This is a genomic window from Pseudorhodoplanes sinuspersici (assembly GCF_002119765.1).
In the GTDB taxonomy this organism is placed as follows: domain Bacteria; phylum Pseudomonadota; class Alphaproteobacteria; order Rhizobiales; family Xanthobacteraceae; genus Pseudorhodoplanes; species Pseudorhodoplanes sinuspersici.
In genome coordinates this window covers 57,568-71,033 of sequence record NZ_CP021112.1, presented here as the reverse complement: position 1 = coordinate 71,033, position 13,466 = coordinate 57,568, and the positions used below count along the sequence as shown (strand labels likewise).

Genomic DNA, 13,466 nt, shown 5'->3' with positions numbered 1-13,466 from the left:
AAGGAGTCCTCCATGATCGGAGTGAAGAAGATTTCCCACGCGAGCTACGAGACGCCGGACCTCGAACGGCAGATCGAGTATTACACCGACATTCTCGGTCTTTCGTTGATCGCGCGCGAAAGAGATGCGGTCTATCTGGCCAGCACGATCGAGCACCATTCGGTGATCCTGAGGCACGGTTCGCATCCGCGCTGCACGCGCATCGGCTTTCAGTTGGGAGCTGATGATGACCTCGATGCTTTTGAAAAGCAGACTGCGGCGCATGGCATCCGCGTGACGCGCAAGAAGGATGCCGAGCCGACCATCGACGATATGGTCTCCTTTGAGGATCTGAAAGGCACGGTGATGGAGGTGTTCAAGCGGCCAGAGCCGCTTCACCAGCCATTCCGGAGCCAGGGCGTGGTGCCGCACAAGCTCGGCCATATCGCATTCCATGTCGCGGACGTGAAGGCGATCACCCGCTTCTATTGCGATGTGCTCGGCTTTCGCGTGTCGGACTGGATGGGCGACTATTTCTCGTTCCTGCGTTGCGGAAAGGACCACCACACCATCAACCTTGTCGAGACCGGTACCAACAAGCATTTCCATACGGCCTTCGAATTGCGCGATTGGGGCCACATGCAGACGGCGCTCGATTGGCTGAGCAGGAATGGTTACCGCACGCTCTGGGGGCCAGGGCGTCATGGCATCGGCCACAACCTGTTCTCCTATCATCGCAGCCCGAACGGAATGATCACCGAGCTGTTCGCCGAGCTCGATCAGATGAATGAGGAGTTTGGTTATTTCGAACCGCGCCCCTGGCACCGCGATAATCCGCAGCGTCCGAAGACATGGCCGAAGACGCCGGAAGCCGCCAACCTGTGGGGTCCGATGCCGCCGGATGAAATGATGGAGTAAGTGCCGGCGCCGACGTGAGGCGCACCGTTAGAATAAGTACGAAAAGTACAAACTAGGGGAGAAAACGAAATGTCCAGGATGCTGCAAAAGGCAGTGATGTGTTGTGTCGCATCACTTGCTGTTATGTTGTCGATCGCGTGGTCCGTAACGGTCCACGCGCAAAGCAAGGATCCGATCAAGATTGGTTTTAGCATGTCGCTTACTGGCGCGGTCGCGCCGAACGGGCGTCAGCTTCTCACGTCGCTCGAGATCTGGCGAGACGATGTGAATGCGGCCGGCGGTCTGCTCGGCCGGCCGGTCGAGCTCGTGTATTATGACGATCAAAGCACGCCCGCCAACGTACCGGCGATCTACACCAAGCTGATGTCGGTCGACAAAGTCGACCTGCTGCTTGGACCCTATGCCACCAATATGACGGCGCCAGCGATGCCGATCATCATGCAGGCCAACAAGACGACAATCTCGCTGCTGGCGATCGGCGTGAATCGGCACTTCAATTACGACCGTTACTTCTCGATGGTGCCGATCAGTTCCGAGGGGGTCGCGGCCTTCTCGCGCGGTTTCTTCGAACTGGCAGCGGCGCAAAATCCGAAGCCCACGACCGTTGCAATGATCGCTGCAGATGCGGAATTCGCCCGCACGGCAGCCGATGGCGCAAAGGAGAATGCGAAGAAGCTCGGACTCAAGATCATCTATGACCGCAGCTATCCGCCGACGACCACGGACTTCGCGCCGGTTGTGCGCGCGGTGCAGGCCGCGAATGCCGATATCGTGTTCGTGGCGGCCTATCCGCCGGACACGGTCGGTATTGTCCGCTCGGCGCATGAGGTGGGACTGAAGCCGAAAATGTTCGGGGGCACCATGATCGGCCTTCTGGCGACACCGCTGAAAGTGCAGCTTGGACCGCTGACGAACAATCTCGTCATCATGGAAAGTTTCGTGCAGGCGCCGACCTTCAACTTCCCGGGCCTGCAGGAGATGCTGGCGAAGTATCGCGACAAGGCCAAGGGTCAGCAGATCGATCCTTATGGTATCGGGTTCGCGCCGTTCGGTTATGCGGCCGGGCAGATCCTGGCGAAGGCTGTGACCGAGACCAAAGGGCTCGATCACGACAAGATCGCCAAATACATCCATGCCAACAAGTTCCAGACCGTGGCCGGCGAAATCTCGTTCGGCAAAGACGGCGAATGGTCTGAGCCGCGAACGGTGTTCACCCAGTTCCAGGATGTGCAGCCCAACGACGTCACGCAGTTCCGCGACGGCTCCAAGCAACCAATTTTATGGCCTGAAAAATACAAGACCGGAACGATGATCTATCCCTATTCCGCCGAGAAGAAGTAAGGGCGGCGGCCTGGCGTAATATGCTTCAGAGGGAAGGCGCTGCAACCGCGATCAATGCGGGGCGCCTTCCCATCCCACAGCAATAAAATTCGGAGGAAGTCATGGCTCTGCGGCGAGGGCTTTTGTCGTCTATGATGTCGTGCGCGCGCATGCATGTGCTCTTCGGCGTTTTCACGGCCGCGATCCTGCTGGCGACGTCCGCGATTGTGAGCGCGCAAGGGGCCGATTATCCGACCCGCCCGATCCGTGTCATCGTTGCCGTTGGCCCCGGCGGTGTCGGCGATCTGTTCATGCGGGCGTTGGGCGAGAAGCTGAGTGACAGCCTCAAGCAGCCGATCATCATCGAGAACAAGCCCGGCGGCGCCTTCAACATTGCAGCGCGCGCTTGCGCGGAGTCGCCGCCGGATGGCTACACGATCTGCCTGCTGCCGGGCGAGCCGCTGACGTATAATCAGTTCCTGTACAAGGACATCGGCTACGATCCGGTGAATGGTTTCGCGCCGATCACCAACCTGTTTTTCATCACCCAGGTGCTGGCGATCAACTCTTCGCTCGGCGCCAAGGATCTCGCCGAACTCGCGGTTTTGTCGAAGCAGAAGCCGGGAACGCTGAGCTATTCGTCGCCCGGGCTGTCGCAGACGCTGTTTGTCGAGGAGTTCAAGAAAAAGAACAACGCGGACCTCGTCTGGATTCCCTTCAAAGGCGGTGGTGATGCGATGGCCAACTTTTTGTCGGGAAGTGTCCCGATCGTCTTCCTTGGCCTCGGCAATGTGATCTCGTTTATTGAATCCGGAAAAGCGACCGCCCTGGTGATGGACGGCGACAGGCGATCCCCGCTCATCCCCAATGTTCCGACGGTCAGTGAGACGGGCTATACCGGCGATATCACCCGCAGTTATTTCGGTCTCGTCGCGCCGGCAAAAACCCCTCCGCAGGTCATCAAGACGCTGAATGACGCCATTGCGACTGCTTTCAAGGATCAGGATTTCGTACAAAAGCAACTGATCGCCAAAGGGTTGGACCCAGCGATGTCCTCGCCTTCGGATTTCGGCGAATTCCTGAAAAAAGATCGCAAGGCCGCCGAGCAGGTTTCGAAAGCCTCTGGGCGAAAGGTGCAGTGACGTCTGTACATTCAAAGGGAATAACGTCGACTGCTACGGCGTGCTGGAAATGGATTGGGGAATGACTGACGTGAGCCATCTCAAGCCGAGCTTTATTGCGACCATCACAGCACGCGACGGGATCAAGTTGGCAGCCGCCGTGTATCTGCCCGAAGACGAGGGCAGATACCCGACCCTGTTTGCGGCATCGCCTTATCGTTTCGACAACAACGCGGCGCCGGCGATGCCGATCTTTCTTTGGCGTGAAACCGGCCCGATCGATTATTACCTGAAGCACGGCTACGCTTTCGTCCATCTCGATGTGCGGGGCACCGGTCGTTCCGAAGGCGACTATCGCTACATGTGCGAGGCGGAGCAGCGCGATCTCTACGATGTCATCGAATGGATCACGCGGCAGGACTGGTCAAACGGAAAGGTCGGCGGCATCGGCCAGTCCTATTATGCCCGCATGCAATGGTTCATGGGCATCCAGAACCCACCGGGCCTCGCCTGCATCGCGCCCTATGATGGCAATGTCGATACCTATCGGTCGTCGGCCTATACCGGCGGCATTCCCGGCGCTTTTCCTTCGACGTGGTACAACTCGACAACGCGTTGCATCAATCAATACCCGGCGAGCGGCCCATCGCGCCTACTGGAATGGGACTATGTCGGCGCGGTGAAGGCGCATTCCACCTATGACGATTTCTGGAAATCGCGCGCCGCGGCTGAAAATCTCGACAAGATCGAAGTGCCGGTGTTTTCCATTGGCGTGTGGTCGAAGGTCGATCTCCACCTTAATGGCAACATTGTCGGCTTCCAGCGCACGAAGTCGCCAAAGAAACTTCTGGTGTTCGGCTCGTCGAGCCTGTTTGCCGCTGTCGCTGATTTCTCCAGCGAAGCGTTCCACGAAACCTATCTGCGGCCGTTCTACGATCATTATCTGAAAGGTCTTGAGACTTCCTATCCGAGCGAACCTCCGGTTCGATATTTCGTCGCCGGCGCGGAGACATTCCGCACAGCCGAAACTTGGCCGCCGAAGGAGATTTCATACAAGCCGTTCTATCTCCGTGCGGGGCCGACGGGCTCTGTCTCCTCGCTCAACGATGGCGCCCTGAGTGAGGAGAAACCAGGCGAAGGCGAGACATCCTATGATTATCCCAATCCACAATGGCGTGCGGGCGTCGTCGGGTTCGATCGCAATGGCCGTCCCGATCCGGTTGGCCATGTGCTGACATTCACGTCGGACGAACTTGCGCAGGATGTCGAGATCGCGGGGCCGATCCAGCTGAACCTTTATGCATCGTCGAGCAACACCGATACAGATTTCATCGTCAAGATTTCAGAACAATATCCGCGCGACAAAGGCGCAGATCCTTCAGCCCAGCCGCGCAACCGCGTCGTGACCAAGGGCTGGCTGCGCGCCTCGCATCGCATGATCGACCGGGAGAGGTCGTTGCCTTACGCGCCCTGGTATCTGCACCTCGCGCCGGAACCAATCGAGCCAGGCAAGGTCTATCATTACGAAATCGCGGTGATGCCGACGGCCTATCGCCTCAAGAAGGGCAGCAGAATTCGCGTCGAGATCGCCAATGGTGATTCCCAACTCACCGAATTCGTGTTCCAGCACGAATATACGCCGAACAAAGTGGGCCGAGACACGATCCACCATGACGCGCAACACCCTTCGCACGTCATGCTGCCGATTGTGACATGTGCGGATTGACGCATCACTCAGTCTAGGCACATCGCCCGAACTCCAACCGGCGACATTTTTGCCGCGCTGCAAAATATTTGCATATGAAAATAAAATGCCTTAGGACGCTGGGAAAGACGTAAACCCGTGTCTATCGGATGATCAGGGAGGAAGAGCCGTGAAAGGCAAAATTGCGCTCGAGGAGCATTTCGCGATTCCGGACACTTTGCAGGATTCGGCGGGATTCCTGGCAGAATCGGTTTGGAATGAATTGAGCGTACGTCTGCTCGATATTCACGAGAAGCGCCTGAAGCTGATGGACGCCCATGGCATCGAAATGATGCTGTTGTCCCTGAATGCGCCGGCGGTGCAGGCCATTCCCGATCCGAAGAAAGCCAACGATCTTGCGATAAAGGCCAATGACTGGCTGGCCGAGCAGGTGGCGAAGCGGCCGGATCGCTTCCAGGGCCTTGCGGCGTTGCCAATGCAGGATCCGGATATGGCCATTCGTGAGCTGCAGCGTTGCGTGCGGGATCTCGGCTTCGTCGGTTCGCTGGTCAACGGTTTCTCGCAGATCAACGATCCGAATGTCGCGGTCTATTACGATCTCAAGCAATATTGGCCGTTCTGGGCGGAAAACGAAAAGCTGGATGTGCCGTTCTATCTGCATCCGCGCAATCCGCTGCCGGCGGATGCAAAAATCTATGACGGGCATCCCTGGCTGCTCGGCCCGACCTGGGCGTTTGGGCAGGAGACAGCGGTTCATTCTTTGCGGCTGATGGCATCGGGGCTGTTTGACCAGCATCCGAACCTGAAGATCGTGCTCGGCCACATGGGCGAAGGTCTGCCCTACAGCATGTGGCGTGTCGACAATCGCAACGGCTGGGTCAAGGAACCGCCGCGGTATCCGGCCAAGAAGAAACTCGGCGAGTATTTCCAGAACAATTTCTGGCTGACGACATCGGGCAATTTCCGCACCCAGACGCTGATCGATGCGATTCTCGAAATCGGCGCCGACCGCATTCTGTTCTCGACCGACTGGCCGTTCGAGAATATCGATCACGCCGCTGACTGGTTTGACGTCGCGACCATCAGCGAGGCTGACCGGATCAAGATCGGCCGCACCAATACCGAGAAGCTGTTCAAGCTGAAGCTTTGACGCGTCGCTTTGCGGGAGTTTTGGCCGCGCGTGGCTTGTCGCGCGGCCGCTCGCTGTTCTGCTGCCGCAGCACTTCGCGATCGGCGGTTTCCAGATTTTGATAAACGATTTTCAGAAGTTCCTTGAGCGTTCTGACATCGCTATCGCTCAGGCCCTTCATCGCAATGTCTTCGTAGCGGATGGCATAGGGCGAGATCGACTCGGCCAACTCGAGGCCACGTTGCGTCAGCGTCACACTGAGCGCCCGGCCATCGAGTCCCGATCGTCGCCGTACAATCAATTTTTTCCGCTGCATGGCGACGAGCAGGCGTGACAGCGTTGAAAGATCGATGCTGGTGCGTTCGGACAATTCGCCGAGCCGGTTATCGCCGCGATGCCAAAGTTCGAGCAGCACGCGCCACATCGGCAATGTAACGCCGTAGTCTTCGATGTCGCGCGAAAACATCACGCCGATCCGAAGACCAGCGCGGTTCAGGAGATAGGGCAGGAAGTCTTGAAGGTTCAGCTTGCGAGACATGATGATGCCGGATGTTCATCCCGAAATAGATGTGAACCCTTTGAAGCGCAAGAAAATTTCCTGGAAGCTTGCAATTTTGCGACGCAACATTCCGGGGATCAAAAATACTTGCAAATGCAAATTAATGCTTGCAGGTGTCGTCCGCCTTCAATAGGCTTCGCTCAATAATAAAAATCCAGGGAGATGGGCATGGCGCTTGCTGCCACAGCGAAAGGTGCGGACATTCCGAGCGTTGCCGAGTTGTTGCGGCGAGCGGAAGAGATATCCGTCATTGCGCGCGAGCGCGCCGTTGAAACCGAGACGGCCCGTCAGGTTTCCGCCGATCTCGTCGACAGGATGCGACAGGCCGAGCTGTTTCGCATCATGCAGCCGCGCCGTTATGGCGGTTTCGAATATGGCTATGACGTCTTCGTCGAAGCTGTCTCGGTCATTGCCAGCGGCGACGGTTCGACGGGCTGGGTCTACAGCCTTGGCGCCGTGCATCCGTGGATGGTGGCCTGCTATCCCGATCAGGCGCAGCAGGATTTCTGGCGCGATACGTTCGACACTGTTGCCGCTGTGTCCTATGCGCCGGCTGGCAAAGCCACGCCGGACGGTGATGGCTTCAGGTTGAGCGGGCGCTGGAGTTTCGCCAGCGGCGTCGACAATGCGACATGGGGAATCCTGGGCGGCATGATCCCCACAGGGGACGGCGCCAAGCCGGGATTTTTCCTCGTACCGAGCTCCGACTATTCAATTCATGACGACTGGAATCCGATGGGGCTGGCCGGCACCGGCAGCAAAACCATCGTGATTTCCGAAGCCTATGTGCCGGCCTATCGCATCGTCACCTTTGGCGACATGCTTACCGGGCGCGGGCCGGGCACGGCCTTCAACACCAATCCCATCTACAAGCAGCCGATGCTTGCCGTTGTGCCGCAATGCCTTGTCTCGCCGGCGCTCGGCATGGCACGCGGTGCGGTCAAGGCGTTTATCGAGCAAGTGGGAAACCGCACGACCCGCGGCGCGGTCGCCGGCGGCAACAATCGCATGTCCGAATTCGCCACGGTGCAGATGCGCGTTGCCGAAGCCACCGCTTCCATCGATGCTGCGCAACTGATGATCCATCGCGATCTTCGTGAAACACGCGAGATTGTCGATAGCGGCAAAAGTGTCGACGTCGATATGCGCATGCGCAATCGTTTAACGCACACTTTCGCGACCAAACTCCTGGTGCAGGCCGTGGATGCAGTTTTTCTTGCGATGGGCGGCAGTGCGCTCGGCATGCATCATCCGGTGCAGCGCTTTTGGCGCGATATCCATGCCGCAAGCTCGCATATCAGCCTGAACTGGGATTCGGTCAGCGCGATGTACGGACAACATGTCTTCGGTCTCGAACCTAAGGGGCAATACTGATCGGCTCTGACAATTTGGCATCAACAGAATAACGGCGATACACGCCGGAGCGCGATATAAAGGGAGGAAATATGACACGGCTTCGTATTCTGGCGTTGAGCGCTGCAGTGTGCCTGTTGACGACAGTCGCGCAGGCACAGACATTCACGATGAAGATCTCGTCGCCGACGGTGAACGACCTGTCGCAGGAATGGGCGAAGGAGTTCAAGGCTGGCGTCGAGGCACGCTCCAAGGGCCGCATCAAGGTGGAGTTCTATCCCGCCAGCCAGCTGGGTCAGATCCCGGCGACGGTCGAGGGGACCGCGATGGGGACAATCGAAGCGGTGGTGCCGGCCAGCGGCTTCTTCATTGGGCTTGAGCCGCGATTCCAGGTCTTCGATGCGCCGGGTCTGTTTACGGACATGGCGCATGCGCAACGCGTGTTCGCAGATCCCGAGGTGCGCAAACAGCTTTCGACCCTCGGCGGCACCAAGGGCGTCGAACCGATTGCGATCCTGCCGCATGGCCCGCTGATGCTGCTGTCGCATAAGCCGATCCGTGCCGTCGCCGACTTCAAGGGTCAGAAAATCCGCGTGCCGGGAGCGGCGCCCCTGCAGATCGAGCCGTTCAGGAAACTCGGGGCTGCGCCGGTGTCGATGCCGCTCGGCGAAGTCCTGTCGGCGATGCAGAACCGCACCATCGACGGACTGATCGCCAGCGCGACTGTATTCACCGCATTCAAATATTACGATCTCGCCAAGGGGCTGACGTCCTTGCCGGGCTCGTTCCTGATAGCGCCTGTCATGGCCAACAAGAACTTCCTGAAATCGCTTGGACCGGAACTTGAGCCGATGGTCCGTGAAGAAGCCTTCAAGGCGCAGCAGAAGGTCGGGAAATTCGCGATCGAGGATGTCGCCCGCACCGTCGATGTCTGGAAGAAGAATGGCGGCGAAAACATCGTGTTGTCTGACGGAGAGAGCAAAGCCTATCTCGATCAGGTCAAGTCGGTGTTGCCGGGCTTGCTGAGTGCGAATGCTGCAATCAAGGCCGATTTCGACGTGTTGTCGGCGGCCGCCCAGCGTTTGAACAACTGATAAAGCGACCCGAATGACATCCGTCGACAAGCTGGTTGACGCGCTCACCTTTACGGTCGAGCGCGTCCTTGCGCTGGCGCTCATTCTCGGTATCTCGCTGAATTTCATCAATGTGGTCGGCCGCTACGTCGCCGGCTTCACCATGAACGGCGTCGATGAAGTCGAGATCTATATCCTGATCTGGATTGCCTTCCTCGGTGCGGCGATCGTCACGTGGCGCGGCGAACACCTGCGGATGGACGTGCTGTTGAGTGCCTGCCCAGTGTGGGTGCAGAAGGCCGAAGCGGTCATCGAGACGCTGGTGATGTTTGCCGTCACCGCCTTCGTCGCGTGGCAGTCATTTCTTTACGTCGAACGCATCCATTCCCTTGGCGCATTGAGCGACATCGCCCGCATCCCGACCTGGATCCCGCATAGCGCGATCACCATCGGGTTTGGCAGCATGGCGCTGCTCGTCGTCCTGCGCGGGATCAAAAGGGTGATGGGCGCACCGTTGCCCGCTCGCGTTCAGGAGGAGACGCCGCAATGAGTTTTGCTCTCGGCCTTCTGCCGCTTGTTCTCCTGCTGGTCGGTTTTCCGATCTTTCTGGTGCTGCTGACCGCGGTCACGGTGGCACTGGTCTTTTATATGCATATCCCGCTGGCGGCCCTGCATCAGAACCTGTTCGGGTCGGTCAATGCCTATGCGCTGCTGGCGATCCCCTATTTCATCTATGCCGGCGAGTTGATGGGGCGGGGTAGCGTCGCGCAGCGTCTGGTCGATTTCGTGCAGGGCGGTGTCGGTTCGGTGCGCGGCAGCCTTGGCGTCACCACAGTCGGAACGGCAACGATCTTCGGTGCCATATCCGGTGTCAGCGCCGCGGCGGTCGCGACCATCGGCAAGGTGATGTATCCGTCGATGGTGCGGGCTGGTTATCCGAAGCCGTTCGCGGCGGGCCTTATCACCGCGGTCGGTGCGATCGACATCATCATTCCGCCCAGCATTCCGATGATCGTCTATGGCGCGGCGGCGCAGGAATCCGTGCCGCGCCTTTACGCGGCGGGCATCCTGCCGGGATTGCTGATCGCTCTGCTGATTGCCGGTTATGTGATCTGGCGTGCCTGGTCCGGCAATTTCGGCGCCGGTGCGCCGTTCAATGTCGGCCGTTTCATCCATTCGACGATGCGCGGATTATGGGCGCTCGGCGCACCGGCCATCATCCTCGGCGGCATCTATGGTGGTGTTTTCTCGCCGACAGAGGCCGCGGCCGTTGCTTGTGTTTACGCTGTTTTCGTCACGCTTGTCGTTTTTCGAGAACTGTCGTGGCGGGATATCCTCGAAGCCGCCGCGGCCACGGTGCGCTTCACCGCGCAGATCCTGATCATTGTGTCATGCGCCGGCGTCTTCTCCTGGCTGCTGACCGTCAATCAGGTGCCGGCCGCGCTCGTGGCCTGGATCCAGCATTTCGAAGTGTCGGCTTGGTCGTTCCTCCTGGTCGTCAATGTGTTGCTGCTGGTGGTTGGCTGCTTCCTCGATCCCCTCTCGTCGATCCTGCTGCTGACGCCGCTGCTGATTCCGGTGGTGAAGGCGCTGGGTATTGATACGGTGCATTTCGGCATCGTCGTGATGGTCAATCTGGCGATCGGGTTGTTCCATCCGCCGTTCGGGATCAACATCTTCGTCGCCCAGTCGGTTTTGGGGATCAGCCTGAACACGATCTATCGGGGCATCATTCCCTTCGTCATTCTTTACCTCGTCGCACTGGCGTTGATCACTTATGTGCCGGCGATCTCACTGGCGGGCGTCTGGGTGCTGCTGAACTGATCGTTCGACCGACAATCGTCACAACGGAGGATCTCGCCATGCTGACACGCCGAGCCTTGATGCGAAATGCGGCTGCTGGAATAGCCGTTGCAAGTGGCGCTTTCGGGGTGGTGCAGGCGCAGAATGCTGCAAAGAATGTCCGCATCATTGTCGGATTTCCAGCGGGAGGGGGCACCGATGTGCTGGCGCGCCTTCTTTCCGAGAAGCTGAAAGACGGGTACGCGGCCTCGAGCATCGTCGAGAATAGAACGGGTGCAGCGACACGCATTGCCATCGAATTTGTGAAGAATGCCGAAGCCGATGGGAGCGTGCTGCTGTTCACGCCGGACTTTCCGATGACCGTCTATCCCTTCAGCTTCCGCTCGCTCAATTACGATCCGGTGAAGGATTTCACGGCCGTTGCGCCCGCTGCCAAATCCACATTGGCTTTCAGTGTCGGTCCGGCGGTGCCTGCCGACATCAAGACGCTGTCCGATTTCGTGAACTGGGCCAAGGCGAACCCGGACAGGGCGACCTATGCCACGACGGCGGCGGGAGGCACGCCGCATTTCACCGGCCTGATGTTGTCGCAGGACTCCAAGGTGCCGATGACGCCGGTCCATTACAAAGGCGGCGCGCCGGCCTTGCAGGACCTGATCGGCGGCCATGTCTCGTCCAGCATCAATCCGGTCGGCGAGACCTTGCCCTTTGCAAAGGCTGGCTCAGTCCGCGTGCTGGCGGTCACCAGCCCGCAACGCTCGAAATTCCTGCCGGATGTGCCCACGATGAAAGAGGCCGGATACAACGTCGTGATCGAGGCCTGGCTTGGCGTACTGGTGCCGTCCAAGACGCCGGTCGATATCGTGGCCAAGCTCAATCAGGCGGTGAAGCAGGCCTTCAGCGCACCGGACGTTGTCGAGAAGCTGGCCGTGCTTGGAAACGAACCGGCCTACCAAACACCCGCCGAATTTGCGGCGACACTTCGTGCCGATCTCGAACGATGGGGGCCGATCGTGAAGGCGTCCGGCTTCGTGGCCGACTAGGCCGCTGCCAGTTCAAACTTGGTAAACGTATAAACACGCGCCTGCCCACTGGCGCGCTGTCTTGACGAACCGTCTCCATCAGCCGACGATAAGCGGCAGATGGCCGCAGACGGCTGCGTAATTGCATTCTGTTGTGGCCACTCTTCTGATTTGACGATAAGCGAAATTACTGTGGCGCGGACTGCGCCAACAGAAAAACTGATCGACGATAAGAAAAGGTGCGGACAACGCGCGTTAAAGAGGGAGGATTAAAAGTGTTTCGACGACACATGATGACGCTTGCTGTGAGTGTTGCCACGCTCGCCGCAGCGACGGGTTTTGCCGCAGCGCAGGATACGTTGAAAATCGGCGCCAGCGCGCCAAAGACTGGTCCGCTTGCGGGCGGCGCGGCGGTGACGCATTGGCCGAACATCAAGCTCTGGATTCAGGAGGTGAATAACCGCGGCGGCCTCAAGGTCGGCGGCAAAAACATGAAACTCGAGCTTGTCGAATACGACGACAAGACCTCAGGCGAAGAGGCGGTGAAGAACATCCAGCGTCTCGCAACCGTCGACAAGGTCGATTTCATCGTCACCCCATACTCGACCGGCCTGAATGTCGCGACGGCGCCGCTGATCGCGCGTTATGGCTATCCGCACATCACCACCAGCGCGGCGACCGACAACGTGCCCGAATTCGCCAAGCGCTGGCCGAATTCGTTCTGGCTGCTCGGCACCTCGAAGCAACTGGCGGAAGGTGTTGCCGATGCGTTGGTGAAGCTGCGTGACTCCGGTGCGATCGGCAAACGCGTGGCATTGGTCAACGTCGCCGACGCATTCGGACTCGAGCTCTTCAATGCCGGCAAGCCGGCGCTACAGAAGGCCGGCTTCGATATCGTCTATGAAGCATCCTATCCGCTCGGCACGCAGGACGTGGCGCCGATCATCAGCGCGGCCAAGGCCGCGAACCCGGATGCCTTCGTGGCCTTCTCCTATCCGCCGGACACCTTCGCGCTGACCGAACAGGCGCAGATCCAGAAGTTCGATGTCGGTGCCTTCTATGTCGGCGTCGGCACCGCCTTCCCGGGTTATGCGGGGCGCTTCAAGGACAATGCCAATGGCGTCATGGGCGTCGGCGGCATCAACGCCGACTCCAAGGCGCTGCAGGAATACCGGAAGAAGCACAAAGAGGTGACCGGCGCAGACCCCGATTCCTGGGCGAGTGCGGTGACCTATGCCGGTCTGCAGGTGCTGGAGCAGGCGATCGAGCGCGCCGGCACGACCGACAAGGCGGCCGTCATCGCCGAGATCAAGAAAAAGCCCTTTAACACGGTGGTTGGTGAAATCTCATTGGCTGACAACATCAACCACAAGGTGTGGTCGGTCGGTCAGTGGCAGAACGGATCGTTCAACGGCGTCGCCGCCTCGAAGGGCGTCGACGGCGCGAAAGCGCCAGTCAAGAAAGAAGCCTGGAAGTAAGGGAGC

12 protein-coding genes are annotated in these 13,466 nt (G+C 59.0%); 11 read left to right on the top strand and 1 reads right to left on the bottom strand.

The features are described from left to right. Positions 1–12: 12 nt before the first annotated feature. The 5 genes from CAK95_RS00345 (at position 13) to CAK95_RS00325 (ending at position 6,193) form a co-directional block, all read left to right on the top strand. Positions 13–897: a VOC family protein gene (locus tag CAK95_RS00345; protein ID WP_086086015.1), complete on the top strand. Its 885-nt coding sequence runs from the start codon at positions 13–15 to the stop codon at positions 895–897. A 69-nt stretch (positions 898–966) separates the two neighbouring features. After that, positions 967–2,238, top strand: coding sequence for an amino acid ABC transporter substrate-binding protein (locus CAK95_RS00340; protein WP_086086014.1), 1,272 nt, complete (start codon positions 967–969; stop codon positions 2,236–2,238). A gap of 101 nt (positions 2,239–2,339) precedes the next feature. Then, on the top strand, positions 2,340–3,359 hold the full coding sequence (locus tag CAK95_RS00335) for a Bug family tripartite tricarboxylate transporter substrate binding protein (protein ID WP_086086013.1): 1,020 nt from the start codon (positions 2,340–2,342) through the stop codon (positions 3,357–3,359). 61 nt (positions 3,360–3,420) lie between these two features. Then, entirely contained in the window at positions 3,421–5,064 is a 1,644-nt protein-coding gene (locus CAK95_RS00330) for a CocE/NonD family hydrolase (RefSeq protein ID WP_157699477.1), read from the top strand. A gap of 148 nt (positions 5,065–5,212) precedes the next feature. Further along, the gene (locus CAK95_RS00325; protein ID WP_086086011.1) at positions 5,213–6,193 is read left to right on the top strand and encodes an amidohydrolase family protein; all 981 of its coding nucleotides are present in this window, start codon (positions 5,213–5,215) and stop codon (positions 6,191–6,193) included. On the opposite strand, the gene CAK95_RS00320 is transcribed toward CAK95_RS00325, so the two are convergent. Then, entirely contained in the window at positions 6,177–6,710 is a 534-nt protein-coding gene (locus CAK95_RS00320; RefSeq protein WP_086086010.1) for a MarR family winged helix-turn-helix transcriptional regulator, read from the bottom strand. The two genes, CAK95_RS00325 and CAK95_RS00320, sit on opposite strands and share 17 nt — an antisense overlap. Before the next feature lie 189 nt (positions 6,711–6,899). Here CAK95_RS00320 and CAK95_RS00315 point away from each other — a divergent pair, with 189 nt between their 5' ends. From CAK95_RS00315 to CAK95_RS00290, 6 genes are all read left to right on the top strand, one after another. Next, entirely contained in the window at positions 6,900–8,105 is a 1,206-nt protein-coding gene (locus CAK95_RS00315) for an acyl-CoA dehydrogenase family protein (protein ID WP_157699476.1), read from the top strand. Positions 8,106–8,176: 71 nt separating this feature from the next. Further along, entirely contained in the window at positions 8,177–9,178 is a 1,002-nt protein-coding gene (locus CAK95_RS00310; protein ID WP_086086008.1) for a TRAP transporter substrate-binding protein, read from the top strand. Between the two features lie 13 nt (positions 9,179–9,191). After that, positions 9,192–9,707: a TRAP transporter small permease gene (locus CAK95_RS00305; protein ID WP_086086007.1), complete on the top strand. Its 516-nt coding sequence runs from the start codon at positions 9,192–9,194 to the stop codon at positions 9,705–9,707. Beyond that, positions 9,704–10,981, top strand: coding sequence for a TRAP transporter large permease (locus tag CAK95_RS00300; RefSeq protein ID WP_086086006.1), 1,278 nt, complete (start codon positions 9,704–9,706; stop codon positions 10,979–10,981). The genes CAK95_RS00305 and CAK95_RS00300 overlap by 4 nt, the downstream gene beginning before the upstream one ends. A 38-nt stretch (positions 10,982–11,019) precedes the next feature. Then, a complete protein-coding gene (locus CAK95_RS00295; protein ID WP_086086005.1) occupies positions 11,020–12,003 on the top strand; it encodes a Bug family tripartite tricarboxylate transporter substrate binding protein in 984 nt (327 codons plus the stop codon). 254 nt (positions 12,004–12,257) lie between these two features. Further along, entirely contained in the window at positions 12,258–13,460 is a 1,203-nt protein-coding gene (locus CAK95_RS00290; RefSeq protein ID WP_245303572.1) for an amino acid ABC transporter substrate-binding protein, read from the top strand. Positions 13,461–13,466: the final 6 nt, after the last annotated feature.